Source organism: Streptomyces sp. BE20, from assembly GCF_036322525.1.
Classification (GTDB): Bacteria; Actinomycetota; Actinomycetes; order Streptomycetales; family Streptomycetaceae; genus Kitasatospora.
On the sequence record NZ_JAQYWW010000538.1, the window covers coordinates 1 to 17974 of the forward strand.

Annotated in this window: 12 protein-coding genes and 2 pseudogenes; 7 read left to right on the top strand and 7 right to left on the bottom strand. The window is 72.6% G+C overall.

Annotated features, from left to right (window positions below; genetic code table 11):
• Positions 1-184 (bottom strand): annotated as a pseudogene (locus tag PUR61_RS08720) (beta-xylosidase); the annotation flags it as partial.
• Positions 185-728: 544 nt separating this feature from the next.
• Here PUR61_RS08720 and PUR61_RS08725 point away from each other — a divergent pair.
• Both PUR61_RS08725 and PUR61_RS08730 read left to right on the top strand, forming a co-directional pair.
• On the top strand, positions 729-1526 hold the full coding sequence (locus PUR61_RS08725) for a DeoR/GlpR family DNA-binding transcription regulator (protein ID WP_329877457.1): 798 nt from the start codon (positions 729-731) through the stop codon (positions 1524-1526).
• 103 nt (positions 1527-1629) lie between these two features.
• The gene (locus PUR61_RS08730; RefSeq protein ID WP_329877435.1) at positions 1630-4563 is read left to right on the top strand and encodes a helix-turn-helix transcriptional regulator; all 2934 of its coding nucleotides are present in this window, start codon (positions 1630-1632) and stop codon (positions 4561-4563) included.
• Positions 4564-4767: 204 nt separating this feature from the next.
• Here the strand turns inward: PUR61_RS08730 and PUR61_RS08735 are convergent, their stop codons facing one another.
• The 6 genes from PUR61_RS08735 to PUR61_RS08760 form a co-directional block, all read right to left on the bottom strand.
• Entirely contained in the window at positions 4768-6891 is a 2124-nt protein-coding gene (locus PUR61_RS08735; protein ID WP_329877437.1) for a family 20 glycosylhydrolase, read from the bottom strand.
• Between the two features lie 447 nt (positions 6892-7338).
• Complete coding sequence (locus PUR61_RS08740; protein WP_329877439.1) at positions 7339-8340, bottom strand: ROK family protein; 1002 nt, start codon at positions 8338-8340, stop codon at positions 7339-7341.
• Between the two features lie 249 nt (positions 8341-8589).
• On the bottom strand, positions 8590-9507 hold the full coding sequence (locus PUR61_RS08745; protein ID WP_329877441.1) for a carbohydrate ABC transporter permease: 918 nt from the start codon (positions 9505-9507) through the stop codon (positions 8590-8592).
• A complete protein-coding gene (locus PUR61_RS08750) occupies positions 9507-10439 on the bottom strand; it encodes a carbohydrate ABC transporter permease (protein WP_329877443.1) in 933 nt (310 codons plus the stop codon). The genes PUR61_RS08745 and PUR61_RS08750 overlap by 1 nt, the downstream gene beginning before the upstream one ends.
• Positions 10440-10482: 43 nt before the next feature.
• Positions 10483-11748, bottom strand: coding sequence for an extracellular solute-binding protein (locus tag PUR61_RS08755; protein ID WP_329877445.1), 1266 nt, complete (start codon positions 11746-11748; stop codon positions 10483-10485).
• Between the two features lie 613 nt (positions 11749-12361).
• Complete coding sequence (locus PUR61_RS08760) at positions 12362-13162, bottom strand: DeoR/GlpR family DNA-binding transcription regulator (protein ID WP_329877447.1); 801 nt, start codon at positions 13160-13162, stop codon at positions 12362-12364.
• Positions 13163-13453: 291 nt separating this feature from the next.
• On the opposite strand from PUR61_RS08760, the gene PUR61_RS08765 reads away from it, so the two are divergent.
• The 5 genes and pseudogenes from PUR61_RS08765 to PUR61_RS08785 form a co-directional block, all read left to right on the top strand.
• Positions 13454-14503, top strand: a complete 1050-nt coding sequence (locus PUR61_RS08765; RefSeq protein ID WP_329877449.1) for an ROK family protein — start codon at positions 13454-13456, stop codon at positions 14501-14503.
• Positions 14500-15444, top strand: a complete 945-nt coding sequence (locus PUR61_RS08770) for a 1-phosphofructokinase family hexose kinase (RefSeq protein ID WP_329877451.1) — start codon at positions 14500-14502, stop codon at positions 15442-15444. The genes PUR61_RS08765 and PUR61_RS08770 overlap by 4 nt, the downstream gene beginning before the upstream one ends.
• Positions 15445-15627: 183 nt before the next feature.
• On the top strand, positions 15628-16578 hold the full coding sequence (locus PUR61_RS08775) for an SIS domain-containing protein (protein WP_329877453.1): 951 nt from the start codon (positions 15628-15630) through the stop codon (positions 16576-16578).
• A 130-nt stretch (positions 16579-16708) separates the two neighbouring features.
• The gene (locus tag PUR61_RS08780; RefSeq protein WP_329877455.1) at positions 16709-17545 is read left to right on the top strand and encodes a class II fructose-bisphosphate aldolase; all 837 of its coding nucleotides are present in this window, start codon (positions 16709-16711) and stop codon (positions 17543-17545) included.
• Between the two features lie 220 nt (positions 17546-17765).
• Positions 17766-17974: pseudogene (locus tag PUR61_RS08785) on the top strand (N-acetylglucosamine-6-phosphate deacetylase); the annotation flags it as partial.

The following is a 17974-nucleotide window of genomic DNA, read 5'->3' on the forward strand; positions in this document are numbered from 1 at the left end:
AGTAGTACCGACCGACCTTGATCACACCGCCGCCGTGGGCGTGCAGCGGATTGCCCGCGGTGTCCGCGAACTGGGTCCCGTTGACGACGGTCACGGCGGCCGCCTCGGCCTGCCCGGCGCCCTGGACCAGGGAGACGCACAGGGCCAGGACGGCACCGCCGACAGCCGTTCTCAAACGCAGCATTCTTACTCGTCCTTCGTTGGCGATGCGCCCGCGGACCGCCTGCGGGCACGGCGACACGTCCGGCCGGTGGGGCCGACTGCACGCCGGTGGCCGCGCCGGTATCCCGCCGCCCGTGTCCCGGGCGGGGTGGGGGGAAGCGGTCGCGGGCGCATCATGGGTGGGGGGTGGCCCGACAGCCGGCGCCAGCACGTCCGTTGCTGATGTTCGCGCAAACAATCGGGGTGATGGAGAGTTTCGAAGTGCCGTTCGGTTGTGTCAAGGGTTCTGTCCGATTCACCGGCGTACGGGCCGAACCGGGCGGGAATCATGCACCGCGGGCATACGTACCACCACGCATCGTCATTACCAGGCGGGTGTTGACCCCGGCCCGCACACCAAAGCACAACGCCTCTCACCCTCCCTTGGATTGAGTGTTGTTTTATGTTCAATACCGGCGGGGAATTACGGCACCGACCGCTCGTACGCACCCCTATCCTGTGAGCCATGGTGCTTTCATGCGCCGACCGTGGTAGCCGCCGGCCGCGGCGTGAAAAGTCGGAGTGAGATCGTGGAGGACACGGGGCTGCTGGCACCCCAGCGAAGGGCGCTCATCCTCGACCGCGTGCGTCGCGACGGAGCGGTACGGGTGGCGGAGCTCGCCGACCGGTTCGGCGTCTCCGACATGACCGTACGTCGGGACCTGGAAGCCCTGGCCCGCACCGGCGCGATCGAGAAGACCTACGGCGGAGCCGTCGTCAGCACCCTCGTCGAGGAACCCGACTTCGAGGCCAAGTCCCAGCTGGAACCCTCCGCCAAGGAGGCCCTGGCGAGCGCCGCCGCCGCACTCGTCGAACCCGGAAGCGTCGTCGCCGTCGGAGCGGGGACCACCGCCTTCGCCGTCGCCCGGCAACTCCTCGACATCCCCGGCCTCACCCTGGTCACCAACTCCCTCCCCGTCGCCGACCTCGTCCGCACCGCCGCGGAGAACGGCAACGGCAACGCACCCGTCCTCCTCCTCACCGGAGGCACACCCACCCCCTCCGCCGCACTCGTCGGCCCACTGGCCGACCAGGCGATCAGATCCCTGCACGTGGACGTCCTGATCATGGGCGCCCACGGAGTCTCCGAACGCGCCGGCCTCACCACCCCCAACCTCGCGGAGGCCCAGACCAACCGGACCCTGATCGCCTCGGCACGGAGGGTGGTCGTCGTCGCCGACCACAGCAAGTGGGACGTCGTCGGCCTCAGCGCCTTCGCCACGCTCCCGGAGATCGACTGCTTCGTCACGGACCGCGCACTGGCCCCCGCCGCACAACTGGTACTGAACGAGACCACCGGGCAGCTCGTCCTCGCCGGGACCTGACCTGCGGCCCCCGCCTGCCGGGGCGGCGCTACGGTGGAGGGGCGGGGGCACGACAGCCCGCCCCGTCCCGCCGTGGAGGCCGCGGGTCCGATGGGAGCACGGTGTGGACGACCACGGTGGCAGAACGCTCTCCAGCGAGGCCCGGGGGTGCGCCTTCGCGGGACGCACGGTGGAGGTCCGGGCGTTGGTGGACGCGGTCTCCGAGACGCGCCCGGCGGTGATCCTGGTGGAGGGGGAGGCCGGGATCGGCAAGTCGCGGCTGGTCACCGAAGCGTCGGCCGCACTGGGCGCCGACGGCCTGCGGGTCCTGGTGGGCGGCTGCCACCCGTTGCGTGAACCGCTGGCCTACGGGCCGGTGATCGACGCGCTGCGCCGGGTCGGGCCCTGGCTTCCGCCGGCGCAACGGCTGGGCGCCTCGGCCGGCGCGCTCGCGCCGCTGCTGCCGGATCTGGCCGACGCTCTGCCCGCGGAGCCGCCGCCGGCCGTACCGGGCGCGTCCGGGCCCGGCGTGCAGCGGTTCCGGGTGGTGTCGGCGGTCCGGACGCTGCTGGAGGCGGTGGCACCGGTGGCGCTGGTGGTGGAGGACGTGCACTGGGCGGACGAGGCGACCCGCGAGCTGCTGCTCCTGCTGGCCCGGGACATGCCGGCCGACACGGCGATGGTGCTGACGTACCGGGCGGAGGACCTTCCCGCAGGCGCGCCCGTGCTGGGCGCGCCGTTCCGGCGTTCGCCGGGAACGGGCGGCGTGGAGATCCGGCTCGGCCCGCTCGGTGAGGCCGAACTGAGGGCGATGGCACGGGACGTGCTCGGCGGTGAGCCGGCGCCGGAGCTGGTGCGGACGCTGCTGGAACGCAGCGGGGGCCTGCCGCTGGTGATCGAGGAGGACCTGCTCTCGCTCGCGGGCTCGCCCCGGCTGGAGCGGGTGGCCGGGCCGGGCGGCGGGGATCTGATCACGCTCGCGGATTCGCCGGCCGACGCGGACGCGGCCGTGCTGCGGGTGCCGCGGAGCCTGCGTGAGGTGCTGGCCGAACGCAGGGGGCGGCTGGGCCCTGACGCGGCGGCACTGGTGGACGCCGCGGCGGTACTGGCGGTGCCGGCCGGGGAGGCGCTGCTGGCCCGGGCGGCAGGCCTGGACGAGGACCGCACGGCCGCCGCCCTGCAGGAGGCGGTGGCCGCGGCGGTCCTGCGGCAGACGGGTCCGGACACCTACGGGTTCGCGCACGTCCTCGCGCAGGAGGCCGTCTACGACGGCCTCCCGGGGCCGGTGCGCACCCGGAACCACCGGCGCGTCCTCGCCGCGCTGGAGACGCGGAACCCGCCGCCGCTGGTGCAGATCGCCCACCACACCCGCGCCCTGGGCGACCGGGCGGCCTGGCTGCTCCGGGCCCAGGAGGCGGCCGACGGGGCCGCCGGTGTCGGCGACCACGGCACCGCGGCAGCGCTGCTGGGCGAGATCCTCGAACAGCCCGACCTCACCCCCGAACAACTCGGCCGGGCGGCGCCGGCCATGGCCTACGCGGTGTCGGTCGGCACCGAGTACACCACGACCGCTGCCGCCCTGCGCAGGATCCTGCGGCTGCCCGGTCTGCCCGTTCCGGTCCGCGGCGGGATCAGGAGCAGCCTGGGGATGTTCCTGATCTACCAGGCCGGTGACCTCTCCGGTGAGGAGGAACTGCTCACCGCCCTGGCCGAGGTGGGGGAAGGCGATCCGGTCTCCGCCGCCAGGCTGCTCGCCCTGCTGGGCGTGTCGGAGACGGGCCGGTTCGCGCTCGCCGAGCAGCGGGCCATGGTCGAACGCGGCTACGCCCTGCTGGCAGGTCACCAGGACCCCAGGGCCCGTTCGATGCTCGACCTCGCCCGTCTCTTCCTGCTGGCCATCGCGGCCGACCCGATCGTCCCCGGGCTGCTGGCGTCGCTGCCCCGCGAGGATGCCGACGTGCAGGTGCTCCAGGGCACGGCCATGGTCATCTGTGGCAGCATCGGCCGCTCCTTCGCCGTCGGCAACGACGCGCGGGCCGCAGCCGCCGTCGCCGAGACACGGGCCATGGCACCGCGCATCCACCTGCCCGTGCTGGACCTCTACCTGGACTGTCACCAGATCGTGCTCGACTGGCAGGCCGGCCGCTGGGACGACGCCGCGCACGGCCTGGCCGCCTTCCACGAGCGCCACCCCCACAGTCCCCTGGGGTCCGGCGGGCTGCTGGCCACCGTGCGGGGCCTGACCGCCGCTGCCCGCGGCCTCACCGCCCAGGCCGCCGGCGACTTCGGCGAGGTCCTCACCCGCGGCGGCCTGCACCTGGACTCGCTCGCCGCGGCCGCCGGCACCGCCCGCCTCCAACTCGCGCGCCACGAGCCCGAAACCGCCTGGCGGAGCCTCACCGACCCGCTCGACTTCCTCGGGTTCCTCGCCCGCAAGGAGGCCTGGGCCTACGCCTGGGACCTCGTGCCCACCGCCGTCGAGACCCTCCTCGCCCTGGACCGCGCCGACGAGGCCCAAGCCCTCGCCGCACGCCACGCCACCGCCACCGAAGGCCGCGACGCGCCCGGAGCCGTCGCCGAACACCACCTGTGCCGGGGCCTGCTGCTGCGGGCCACCGACCCCGACGGGGCGATGGCGGCCTTCGACCTGGCGGCGGCGCAGTGGATCGGCATCGGCCGGCCCTACCGGGCCGCCCTCGCCGCCGAGCACGCCGCCCGCACCCGTACCGACCCCGCCGAGACCATCACCCGTCTGGCCGGGCCGGTCACCACGTTCGAACAGCTCGGGGCGACCTCCGACGCGGCCCGCTGCCACCACCTGCTGCGCGAAGCCGGCCGGGCGACCCCCAACCCGCGCGGCCGGGCCGGCTACGGCGACCGGCTGTCCCCCCGCGAGGTGCAGGTCCGCGACCTGCTCGCCTCCGGGGCGACCAACAAGGAGATCGCCGCCATCCTGTTCCTCTCCCCGCGCACCGTCGAGAACCACGTGGCGCGTGTCCTGGCCAAACTCTCCACCACCCGCGCCGACCTCACCCGGACGAGCGGACCGCAGGACTGAATCCCGGTCCGCCGCGGCGGCGGCCTCCCGGTGCCCGCGCTCGGACGCCCCCGCGCCTCGGCCCGCCGTGCGGCGTGCGACCTCGTGCCGCTCGTGCCGCCCGTGCCGCTCGTGTGGGAGAAGCGTGGCGGGCACCGACGCACCCCCGCTCCGGACGAGGCACGTCCGGAGCGGGGGTCGGGCGGTGGCCCGGGGCGTGGTCGGTCAGTCGACGGACCAGCGCTGCAGGGTGGAGCCGGTGTCGGGCTGCTGGGTCGCCTTGGCGCCGTTGGCGGCCGAGGCGGCGGTCAGCAGCAGGCCGGTGCCGGCGGAGGTGATGGTGTGCCGGTCGTTGGCGGTCGGGGTGATCTTCCAGCGCTGGCCGGTCTGGCCGTTGCAGGCCCGCTGGACGACGGTGCTGCCGGCACCGCCGGTGGCCTCGGCGCACTTGCCGGAGCTCTTGTTGGTCAGGGTGTAGGTACCGTCGGACTGCGGGGCGATGGTCCAGGTCTGGTTGTTCCCGCGGTTGGGTGCCCACATCAGCAGGTCGGAGCCGTCGGACGAGGAGCCGCCGTTCTCCAGGGCGACGCCGCCGGCCTCAAGGCTGTGGACGCCCTCCACGGTGCGCACGGTGCCGGGCCAGGGGATGCCCGGGGCGGCGTGGTAGGCGATGCCGGCCGCGGTCCAGCGCGGTCCGTGCTGGGCCAGGCGCTGGCGGAAGCCGTCCCAGTCACGGGCGGACTGCGGGGACCAGCCGACCTCGGCGAGGGCGGGCAGGCGGGGGAAGCTCATGTAGTCGGCGTAGGCCTGGGGCTCGGGCCACTTGGTGCTCGGGGTCGGCAGCGAGCCGCTGCCCTCGTAGGCGCGGTCGGCCCACAGGGCGGCCTCGACGCCGGCGATCTTCTTGGCCGGGACGATGGAGCCGGTGCCGTCCATCTTGCCGGTGATGGTCGCCGGGTCCCACTCGTAGGAGCGCTGCACCGGCACGTACCCGGACCAGCTCAGACCGTAGGGAGTGGAGACGTCGTACTTCATGTCCAGGTAGGCGTGGTCCGAGGGGGACATGACGAACTTGGCGCCCTGGGAGACTCCGTTGCGGACGAAGCGGATGCTCTCGGTCTCCTCCGCGGTGCCGATGCTCTCCCGGTCGTCGTCCTCGCCCCAGTACTGCATGATGCTGCCGGAGGGGATGGCGGACTGGCCGAGCTGGTGCCAGCCCATCACGGTCTTGTCCCGTCCGACGGTGGCCTCGGTGGCCGCCTTGACGTAGGCGGCGTACCTCTCCGGGGTGGCCTGCGGGGTCTCGTCGCCGCCGAGGTGGATGTAGGGGCCGGGGGTGAGCTTGGAGACCTCCTTGATGACGGTCTTCAGGAAGCGCCGCACGTTCCCGACGTGCGTGCCGTCCTCCAGACAGTAGAGGCTGATGCCGACGTCGAAGCCGGAGTACGGGGCCTTGGCCTTGTTGTCACAGTTCAGCTCGGGCACCGAGGCGAGGGCGGCCATGGTGTGGCCGGGGCCGTCGATCTCGGGGACCACGGTCATGAACCGGGAGGAGGCGTAGGAGACGATCTCCTTGTAGTCCTCCTTCGTGTAGTACCAGCCGGTACCGCCGGTGAAGCCGCTCTGGGTGCTGGCGCCGACCTTGGTGAGGCTCGGCAGGGCGTCGATGGCGATGCGCCAGCCCTGGTCGTCGGTGAGGTGCAGGTGCAGCGTGTTGATCTTGTACGCGGCGGCCTCGTCGATATAGCGCTTGACCTGGTCGACGGGGAAGAAGCGACGGGCGACGTCCAGCATCACGCCCCGGTACTCGTACCGCGGCGCGTCGTTGATCTCCACGGGCGAGACGGTCCACGTGCGGGACTGCTTGGTGCGGGACTCGACCGCGGCGGGGAGCAGCTGGCGCAGGGTCTGCACGCCGCGGAACAGGCCTTCGGCCCCGTGCGCCTTGACGACGACGCCGTTCTTGCCGGACGAGATGGTGTAGCCCTCGGCTCCGAGCTTCTTGGGGCCGTCGGGGTCGAGGACGATGGCGTTCTTCGGCGCCCGGGTGTCCTTGACGACCTTCAGGTCGTAGCCCGTGGAGGGGGCCAGGAGCTTGGAGAGGTACTTGCCGACGCCCAGCGAGTCCGACTCCCGGGAGAGGACGGAGATCCGGGTCTGCGGGGTGAGGGTGAACCCCTCGCCCGCCACCGCCTGCTGCGAGACCGGCTGCGGCACCAGCGCGTAGGGAGCGGGGGTGGGCGTGGGAGGAGCCGCGGCCGCCTGGGAGAGCGAGGCCGAGAGCGGGAGGGTGACGGCGGCTGTGGCGAGTGCGACGAGGCGTCTGCCTCGTCGGGGCAACCAGCGCATGAGGGTGACTCCTTCTGGGGGGAAGGCGGGGCCGCACACCGGGTGGGCGGCCGAAGGGGGCGCGATGCGCGCCGACGGCGAGGGGGCGCGAGGCTCGGGGTCGAGACGTCGGACCGCTGGGGTAGGTCTCGGCGAACGACGCCGGCGCGCACCCCGCCGGGATCCTGCCGCGCTGCGGGCTGCCCGTGCCGTGTCAACGGAACATGCGGCACACAGGGCGGCAGAGCATCGAATCTGCTCGCATCTGCTTTAATTTCGCAATTTGTGAGCAACTTCAACCATGAAGGTGCCAGGGGGTTCGGGCGCCGTCAAGGCCTACGCGATCGTAGATTTCGTCCGTTCGCGGGTCTCTTTCCTCCGCACCGGCCGACGGTCACCGTCCGCCGCCACCGCGCCACGCACGGCACGGGCACGGCACGGGGAGTTCCGGGCCGGGCGGTGCGGGAGTCACCGGTCCGTGGGTGCGCGCACCAGGTCCCGGGCCAGGAAGGCCGCCCCCATGCAGCCCGCCGTGGCACCGAACCGGGCGACCCGCAGCTCGGGAACGGCCGGAGCCCCCAGTCGGCCGGCGAGGGCCTCCTGAAGGGGCGCGAGGCGCGCGGCACCCGCGTCGACGGACCGGCCGGCGATGACCACCCGCTCGGGGGCGTACCGGCCGATCGCCGTGGCCAGCACGTCGGCCAGGGCTTCCGCGGCTTGACCGCAGACGGCCAGGGCGGCGGGCTCCCCGGCGTCCGCCCGGTGGTACACCTCCCGGACGTCGACCCCGCGCCATCCGGTCGCCCGTGCGTAGCGGCGGGCCACGGCGGCGGCCGAGGCCACGGTCTCCAGGCAGCCGCGCGCGCCGCAGTGGCACGGGTCTCCCCCGGGCCGGACCACGGTGTGGCCGAGCTCTCCGACTGCGTGCGGGGCCCCCGGAACGGCCCGGCCCGCACGGACGACCGCCGCGGCGATGCCGTCCCCCACCGAGACGAACAGGAAGTCCCGGCAGTCCCGGCCGGCTCCCGCGTGCGCCTCGGCGAGGCCGCCCGCGCGCCCGTCGTGCCCGACGGCCACGGGAAGCTCCAGGTGCTCGGCCACCCAGTCCCGGACCGGGATCTCCTGCCACCCCAGCGCGGTGGCGCGTACCGCCCGGCCGGAGGTGTCGTCGACGGTGCCGGGAAGGATGACGCCCGCAGCGGTGGGGCGGCAGCGTTCGGCGAGCGTGGCGGCGCAGGTCAGGACGCTCTCCAGCACGGCGTCCGGTCCGCGTTCGGGACGCGTGAACCAGCGTTCCCCGTCCCGCAGGACCCCGTCGGGGCCCAGGGCGTACCCCTTGATGTAGGTGGCGCCCGCCTCCAGCGCGATCACGGTCCCCCGGTCCGCGCCCGGGTGGTCCGGCGCCGGTTCCCGGCGGCGGGCCGGCACCGCCGGGGGCCGGAACCCCTCGTTGACGACTGTGTCGCTCATATCGTGCCTCAGCTCATCTCGGCGCCCCGGCGCCCCGGCCGTCGGCCGGACCGGCGACCCCCACGGACCGGCCGTCGGGAGGGGGACCACCGTGGGGGGGCGGCCGGGGACGGGGCCGTGGCGGTGTGGTGCCACGGGTTCCCCTTCGTGCGGTGGCCGCCGGAGGCCGGCCGGTCGCGTGACCGGCCGGGGAAAGGAAAGGGCCCGCCCCCCGCAGTCGGGGGACGGGGGGGCGGGCGGTCGGGGGGGTTACTTGACGGATCCGGCGGTGAGTCCGGAGACGACCTTCCGCTCGATGAGCGCGAAGAGGATGACGACGGGGACGATCGCGATGACCGAGCCGGCGAACAGGAAGTTCCACTGGACGGTGTAGTTGCCGATGAAGCTGTTGATACCCACCGTCAGCGGCTGGTTCTCCGGGATGGTGGAGAGCGTCAGACCCATGACGAACTCGTTCCAGGCCGCGATGAAGGTGAAGATCATCGCGGTGACGACCCCGGGCATCGCCAGCGGCAGGGTGATCCGCAGGAGAGCCCCTCCCCGTCCCAGCCCGTCGATCATGGCGGACTCCTCCAGGGCTTCGGGGATGGAGGCGAAGTAGGCGGTGAGGATCCAGATGGCGAAGGCCAGGTTGAAGGCCGCGTTGCACAGGATCAGGGTCCACACCGAGTTGAGCATGTCCAGCTGGTAGAACTCGCGGTAGAGGCCGACCAGCAGGGAGGTGGGCTGGAACATCTGGGTGACGAGCACCAGCAGGAGGAACAGGTTGCGTCCCCGGAACTTCACGCGGGCGGTGTAGTACGCGGCGGGGACGGCGACCAGCAGGACGAGCAGGGTGGATCCCGCGGCGACCAGCAGCGTGACGCGGAGGTTGTCCCCGAGGTGCGACTCGCGCCACACGTCGACGAAGTTCGCCCACTTGAACTCGCTCGGCAGGTAGGTCGCGTCGCGCAGTTCGCTCGCCGGCCGCAGCGCGGTGATCACCATCTCCGCGTACGGCAGCAGGAACACGGCCGCCAGCATCCAGGCGACGGCTGCGACCAGCAGCGTGCGCGGGCGCAGCGTGCGGGGGGCTCGTGGCGTGCCGGGCCGGGTGCCTCCCGGGGGGATGCGGGGGGTCTGGGCGGGCCGGACGGTGTCGGCGGGGGTGATGGTGGGCTGGGCCATCAGCTCTCCTCCTGGTTCCAGCGGCTGGCCTTGAGGAAGACGACGACCATGACCACGACGAGGGCGAAGTTCACGACGGACATCGCCGCGGACTGGCCGATGTCGGAGTTCTTGAGCTGGTACATGAACACGGTGGTGGTGGCGGTGTCGCTGTCCGGGCCACCGTGGGTCATGCTCCAGATGATGGGGAAGGAGTTGAAGACGTTGATGAGGTTGATGACGACACCGACGAGGAACGCCGGCCTCAGCAGCGGGAGGGTGATGCGCAGGTAGGTCTGCCAGGGGTTGGCACCGTCCACCCTGGCCGCCTCGTAGATCTCGCCGGGGACGGTCTGCAGACCCGCGAGCAGGGTGTAGGTGGTGAAGGGCAGGGAGACGAACACCGCCACGAACATCATCCAGGGCCAGGCCGTCGAGGGGTCGCCCAGCCAGTCCTGGGGGCCGTCGATGATACCCAGGTCGGTCATCAGCGTGTTGAGGACGCCCGCGGTCTGGTTGAGCATCCACTTGAAGCCGATGGCGGTCATGACGACCGAGGCGGCCCACGGTGCGATGAGCGCCCAGCGGGTGACGCGCCGGCCGGGGAACTTCTGGTTGAAGAGCTGGGCCAGCGCCAACGAGACCAGCATGGTGGCGCCGACCACGACCACGGTCCAGACCACGGTCGACAGGACGACCGAGGGCAGCGACGGCTCCTCGAACAACTGCTTGTACTTGTCGAACCCGGCCGAGCCCCGGACGAATCCGCTGCTGCTGATCTTCAGGAACGAGGTGCGGACCATCTCGTAGACCGGCCAGAGGACGACCAGGACGATGAGCAGGACGGCCGGGCCGATCCAGGGCAGCGGCCCCAGCCGGGCCAGGCCGCCCCTGCCCTTGCCCTTGCCCTTGCCCTTGCGGCCGGAGCCTGATGTGGATGATGTGGGGGACACGAGGGAGTGCCTGCCTTCCGTGACAGTGCGGTTCGCGGGCTGCCTACTGGTCGGAGACCGTCTCCTGGGCCTTCTTCTGCAGCTCTCCCAGCACCTTGGCCGGGTCGCTCACGGCCGTACCGCCGCTCTTCTTGATCTCGGCGGAGACCGCGTCCCAGGCGGTGTCGCCCAGCGGGTAGAAGACCGCGTTCGGCAGCAGCGAGAAGAAGGGTTCGAGGTCCTGGTGCTTGCCGTTGCCGGTCATCTCCTGGAGCGTGTCCTCGGTGACCGGCATCAGGTCGTACATCTCGTCGAACTTCAGCGTGTTCTCCTTCGAGTACGCGAAGTCGAGGAACGTGCGGACCTGCTCCTTGTGGCCGTTGTCCTTGAACGCCATCATCCAGTCGGCGACGCCCAGCGTGGACTTCAGCGCCCCCGCCTTGCCGGGGATCGGCGCGACCCCGTAGTCGACCTTGCCCTCCTTGGACATCTGGATCAGGGAGGGGTGGCCGTTGAGCATCGCGGCCTTGCCGGCCGCGAAGTCCGCGAAGGCGGTCTTACGGTCCGTCGTCGCGGGGTTGGCGTAGGTCAGGCCGGGCTCGACGAGGTTCGTCTTCAGCCAGCTGAACGACTCGATGTTGGCCTGGCTGTTCAGCGTGTACTTGCCCTGGGCGTCCGTGAGGCCGCCGCCGTTGCCGAGCTCCCAGATCAGCGACTCGCCCTGCGCCTCCTCCGGGCCGAGCGGCAGCGCGTAGGGGGTCACGCCCGGCACCTTCGCCTTGATCTTCTCGGCCGCGGCCTTGAGGTCGTCCCAGCTCTTGGGCGCCTCGGTGATGCCCGCCTGGGCGAACACCGCCTTGTTGTAGAAGAACGCCCGGGCCGAGGAGACGAACGGGATGCCGTACTGGACGCCCTTGACCTCGCCGGCCTTGGCGAAGCTGTCGATCAGGTTGCTGCGGGTCTTCTCCGACAGCACCTCGTCCGCCCGGTACAGCAGGTCGTCGGCGACCTTGTCCGCGTAGCCGCCGGTCTGGAGGACGTCCGGGACGTTGCCGCTCTGGATCATCGTCTTGACCTGCGAGTCGATGTCGTTCCAGTTGATCACCTGGACGTCGACCTTGATCTTCGGGTTGGCGGCGGTGAACCGCTGCGCCACGTCCTTCCAGTAGGCCGCCGAGCTGTTCGAGGCCTTGTCGCCGTAGTCGGCGGCCACCAGCTTCAGGGTGACGTCCTCGCCCTGCGACGCGCCGCCGCCGCCGCTGCCGCAAGCCGTGAGGGTGAGTGCGCCGACGGCGCAGGCACAGGCCGCCGCGAAAGACCGCTTGTTCATCGTCAGTACCGCCTTGTCTCCTGGCCGGTCGCAACGACGCGGCCCAGTGGGGGTCTGGGAACTGCTGCAGATTCCGGAGCATGCGCACAGATGAAATATTCATCCGCGTTTCGCTCATAAACGAGCATCTGCTGTGGGCACAGTAAACACGAGGAGGGGACCGGGAACCAGGCCTGTTACGCAAACGATGCCAACCGGACAGCTGCCGGGCCCGCGGGGCCGAGGAGTTGGGCCGCTCGGCGCCCTGGTCGCGACCGCGAGGCGCGGGCGGGCAGGGGCGGAGCCGTGCGAGCCCTCCGGTCGGGGCACGTGATCGACCACGGACGCCTGCGGGTACCGCGGCTGTTCCGCTCGACGGTGCCACTTTCCCCCACGGGAGGGAAGGGGGGCGGCTCGGACGCCGGAGGGTTCTGCCGCGGCGTCCGCTGGTCCCCGCCGTACGGGCTCCGGCCGGCGCGGGCCCCGGACGGTACGGACCCCGGGCGCGGACGCCGGCCGCGCGGCCCGGCCGCGGAAGCCCGGCGGAGCGGGAGTGAGCCGTGCCCCCCGGAAACGGCGGCGCCGCCGGAGGGTGGGCGAACCCTTCCGGCGGCGCGGGTGCGGCGCGAGAGCGTCAGACGCCGATGACCTCGACACCCGCCTCGACGAACCGCGCCGCCATGTCGGGGTCGAGGTCGGAGTCGGTGACGAGCACGTCGATCCGGTCCAGGCCGCAGATCCGGGCGAAGGCACGTCTGCCCATCTTGGACGAGTCCGTCGCGAGGATCACCTTCCGGGCGCGCTCCGCGAAGAGCCGGCTGATGCCAGCCTCGTCCTCGTGGTGCGTCATCACGCCGAGCCGCGGGTCCACGCCGTCCACCCCCAGCACAGCGACGTCGAGCACCACCTGGTTCAACACGCCCTCGGTCAGCGGGCCGACCAGTTCATAGGTCTGGGGGCGCGCCACGCCACCGGTCACCACGAGCTTGAACTGCGGGCGGACCGCCAGTTCGCCGGCGATGTTCAGGGAGTTGGTGACGACCGTGTACATCGGCCCCGAGGTGCTCTCCGGGCGTTCGGAGGGCCCCCCGCCCGCCCGGAGCACCAGCGCCCGGGCGACCTCGGTGGTGGTGGTGCCGCCGTTGAGACCGACGACGTCCCCCTCGCCCAGAAGTTCTGCCACGGCGATCGCTATGCGCTGCTTCTCCGAGACACGCCGCGAGGACTTGTAGCGCATCGGGAGCTCGTAGGAGACGCCGTGCGCGATCGCGCCACCGCGCGTGCGGACGAGCAGTCGCTGCTCGGCCAGCTCGTCGAGGTCGCGCCGGATGGTCGCCGGTGACACCGCGACCGAAGTAGCCGCCTCCTCGACGTCCAGCTTGCCGTCGACCGCCAGCAGTTCGAGCAGCCTGCTCCACCGTTCCTGCTTGGACATGCGCAGTATCCCCTCTTCGCCCTGGAACTCCGGTACCGCGCACCGAGAGGCGGGGTCCGCCTGAGCGGCCGATCGGCCACCCCCCGGGAAGTATGCGCGGAGTTGATCGTAGCTCCGCAGCATCGCGCACCGCGTGCCGCGGGCGATTGGCGCATGCCACACAACGTTTCGGGTGCCGAACTCTGGACGCCACCGGCTCTCGTCTGGATACTTCGCTCATACATCTTGAACGAATCCGCATACTCCATGCGCATATCACGCATGTTCGATCATCAGGGCGGTTCGACATCCATGAGCAGCAACAGTTCCCCGGCCCCGGCCGAAGACTTCCCCCCGCTCGGCGTCCGGCGTGAGCACGCCGACCCGGCGGCCCGGCCCCCCGGCCCCGCCCCCCAGGGGTGCGTGATCGCCCTCGACGTCGGCGGCACCGGCATGAAGGGGGCGGTCCTCGACCACAGCCTGCGGCCGCTGGACACCGTGCACCGGCCCACGCCCCGCGCCGACGGGCCTGACGCGGTCCTCGACACCATCGCCAACACCCTGCTCGCCCTGGACCGCATGGCCACCAAGCGCGGACTGCTCGTGCACCACGCGGGCGTGGTGGTCCCCGGCATCGTCGACGACGGCCTCCGGCGAGCCGTCTGGTCGGCGAACCTCGGCTGGCGCGACCTCCCCCTCACCACGCTCCTGCAGGAACGCACCGGCCTGCCCATCACCCTGGGCCACGACGTCCGCGCGGGCGGCGTGGCCGAATGCACCCTGGGGGCGGCCCGGGGAGCGCAGAACGTGCTCTTCGTCGCCATCGGCACCGGCATCGCCGCAGCTCTCGTCTGTGACGGCAGGCCGGTCCGGGCCGGCGGATACGCCGGCGAGATCGGCCACATCGTCGTCGGGTCGGGGACGGAGGCGTGTGCGTGCGGCGGCACCGGCTGTCTGGAGACCATGGCGTCCGCCGCCGCCGTCGCGTCCGCCTACACCGCGCGTACCGGACGGGCCGTGGCCGGCGCGGCCGACGTCGCGGCCCTGACCGCGCAGGGCGACCCCGTGGCGCGGGAGGTCTGGCAGCGTGCGGCGACGGGGCTGGCGGAAGCGCTGGCGACCGCCACCACCCTGCTCGCACCGGAACTGATCGTCCTCGGCGGCGGTCTCGCCGAAGCAGGCCCGCTGCTGCTCGACCCCGTGCGCGCCGGGCTGGTCGAACGCCTCACCTTCCAACGCCGCCCCCTGGTCGTCCAGGCCGAACTGGGGGACCGGGCCGCATGCCTCGGTGCGGGCCTCGCGGCCTGGCAGGCGGCCGGGCACACCGCGACCGCACGTGGGACAGGAGCACCCGCCCGATGATCCTCACCGTCACCCTCAACGCCGCCCTCGACGCCACCTGGAGCGTCGACAGCCTGCGGCCCCGCACGTCCCACCGCGTCGACACCGCACAGGAGCGGGCGGGCGGCAAGGGAATCAACGTGGCCCGCGTCCTCGGCGCCCTCGGGCGCGACCCGGTGGCGACCGGTCTGGTGGGGGGAGCCACCGGCCGCCGGATCCGCGACGGACTGCGCGACGCCCGCATCCGGAACGCGTTCCTGGAGGTGATCGGCGAGTCCCGCCGGACCCTCGCCGTCGTCTCGCGCGACGACGGCGACGCCACCGTCTTCAACGGGCGCGGGCCGTTCGTGACCGAGGCCGAATGGCACCTCTTCCGGCAGCACTTCGCCGCACTGGCGGCCGGCGCGCGCGTGGTCGTCCTCAGCGGCAGCACCCCGCCGGGCCTCCCGGCGGATGCCTACGCACAGCTCATCCGCACGGCTGCGGCGGCCGGTGCGCACACGGTGCTCGACACCAGCGGCCCCGCCCTCCTCCACGCCCTGGCGGCCCGCCCCGACGTGATCAAACCCAACACCGAGGAGATCGTCGCGGCGACGGGCTGCGAGGACCTCGCACAGGCCGCCGCCGCGCTGCGCGCCCTGGGAGCCCGCACGGTCGTCGCGTCCGCCGGCCCCGACGGCCTGCACGCCGTCACACCCGAGGGCACCTGGCGGGCAGCGCCTCCCGAACAGCTCTCCGGCAATCCGACGGGCGCCGGCGACGCCTGCGTGGCCGCGATCGCCGCCGGGCTGGAGGCCGGCTCCGCCTGGCCGGACATCCTCCGGACCGCGGTGGCCCTGTCGGCCGCCGCCGTCCCCTGCCCGGTCGCCGGGGAGGTGGATGCCGCCGTCTACCACCGGCTCCTCACCAGGATCTCCGTGGAGGAGGTCCCGTCCACCCCTGCCGACGCCGGCCCCGAGTGACGCCGGCTCGCGACGCCTCGTCGCCACCCGGACCCCGGGCCTGGACGCCTCGTCGCACTCAATGCTCAATAATGCTCGATTGGGCGAGCTTATGAGCAACTCTTGACATTGAGAGTGTTCGTGAAACAGCATGCTGAGCAACCGGACACGTTCTCCGACCCACTCCGAACGCAAGGAACTCGCGTGACCACCTTCGAAACCTCCCGTACCTCGATCGAGATCGCCTCGCAGCCCGAGACCTGGACGCGGGCGGTCCGGTCCGTCGGCTCGTACGCCGAGGTACTGCCCCGCCGCGGCGAGCGCGTCGCCGTGATCGGCTGCGGCACCTCCTGGTTCATGGCCCACGCCTACGCGCAGTTGCGCGAAGGTGGCGGCCACGGCGAGACCGACGCGTTCGCGGCCTCCGAGTTCCCGCTCGGCCGCGACTACGACCGGGTCGTGGCGCTCACCCGCTCCGGTACCACCACCGAGGTCATCGACCTGCTGGCGAAGATCAAGGGCTCCGTCGCGACCACCGCCCTCACCGCCGACCCGGCCACGCCCGTCATGACGGTCGCCGACCACGCCGTCGTGCTCGACTTCGCCGACGAGGAGTCGGTCGTCCAGACCCGGTTCGCCACCACCGCGCTGGTCCTGCTCCGCGCCCACCTGGAGGCCGAAGGCGCCCTGCCGGCCGGGGTGCGCCCGCTCGTCCAGGCCATCGAGGACGCTCGGCGCGCCCTCGCGACCCCACTGGGCCCCGAGGTGAGCGACGCCGAGCAGATCACGTTCCTCGGGACGGGATGGACGTACGGGCTCGCCCTCGAAGCCGGCCTGAAGATGCGCGAGGCCGCGGGGGCCTGGACCGAGGCCTACCCCGCCATGGAGTACCGCCACGGACCCATCAGCATCACCGGCCCCGGCCGCGTCACCTGGCTGTTCGGCCCCGCCCCCCAGGGCCTGGCCGACGACGTCGCCCGGGTCGGCGGCCACTTCCACTCCACCTCGGCCGACGCGCCCGGCGCCCTCGACCCGCTCGCCGACCTGATCGTCGCGCAGCGGCTCGCCGTACGCCTCGCCGCCGGCCGCGGCTACGACCCCGACCGCCCCCGCAACCTGACCCGCTCCGTGATCCTCGGCCCCGCCGCCGCGTGAGGGCCCGGCCCTCCCGTCCCGTCCCGCGCCGAGCCGGGGCGCCCCGGCGGGTGACCGGACCGCCCGGCCCGCGACAGCGGTCCCGACGTCCCCGCCCGGTGCTCCGTCACCGCCTTCGTGGAGAACCCCCATGCCTCTGACACCCACCGCCGACATCGTCGGTCCCGCACACGCCGGCGCCTACGGCGTCGGGGCGTTCAACGTCGTCCAGATCGAACACGCCGAGGCGATCGTCACCGGAGCCGAGCAGGCCGCCCTGCCCGTCATCCTCCAGATCAGCGAGAACACCGCCCGCTACCACGGCTCGCTCACCCCGATCGCCCTGGCCTCCCTCGCGCTCGCCCGGACGGCCTCCGTGCCGGTGGCGGTCCACCTCGACCACGCCGAGTCCCCCGAACTCGTCCACGAGGCCGTCGAGCTCGGGTTCACCTCGGTGATGTTCGACGCGTCCAAGCTCCCCTACGACGCCAACGTCGCCGCCACCCGGGAGGTCACCGAGTACTGCCACCGGGCCGGCGTCTGGGTCGAGGCCGAACTGGGCGAGATCGGCGGAAAGGACGGCGCGCACGCCCCCGGTGTCCGCACCGACCCCCGCGAAGCGTTCGCGTTCGCCACGGCGACCGCCGTCGACGCACTGGCCGTCGCCGTGGGCAGCTCCCACGCGATGCTCACCCGCGACGCGGCCCTGGACCTCGACCTCATAGCCAGGCTACGCTCCGCGCTGGACGTGCCCCTGGTCCTGCACGGCTCCTCGGGCGTCGACGACGCCGACCTCGCCAAGGCCGTCGCGGCCGGCATGGCGAAGGTCAACATCTCCACCCATCTCAACAAGCTCTTCACCCGCACGGTGAGCGACCGCCTGCGGGCGAGGCCCGACGCCGCCGATCCGCGCACCTACCTCGGGCCGGCCCGGGACACGGTGGCAGCCGAGGTGACCCGCCTGCTGGGCATCCTCGCCAACCGCTGACCACAGCGGGACAAAGGGGCGCCGCACCGGTTCGGCGCCTCGCGTGAACGTCCTTCGAGAGCTCTCTCCGGGTGCCCGGGTACGTCGGGCTCCCGCTCGTCTCCTACGGGACCGGCATCGCCCAGGACATGAGCGGGACCCCGAGCCGTCGTGGCCGCGGGTGACCGTCGAACAGACCCGCACACGGGTACGGCCCGTCCCCCAGAGAGGTAGTGACCGCGTGACAGCGGACCGTTCTGCACTGGCCGGTGCCCGGCTGGTCCTGCCCGGCGGGGTGGTCGGCCACGGCCGTCTCGCCGTCGAGGGCACCCGGATCGCCGGTCTCGGCGGCGCCACCACGGCCGGTGACCTCGACCTGACCGGGTACACCGTCGTCCCCGGCTTCGTCGACCTGCACGTCCACGGCGGCGGCGGCGCCTCCTACGCCTC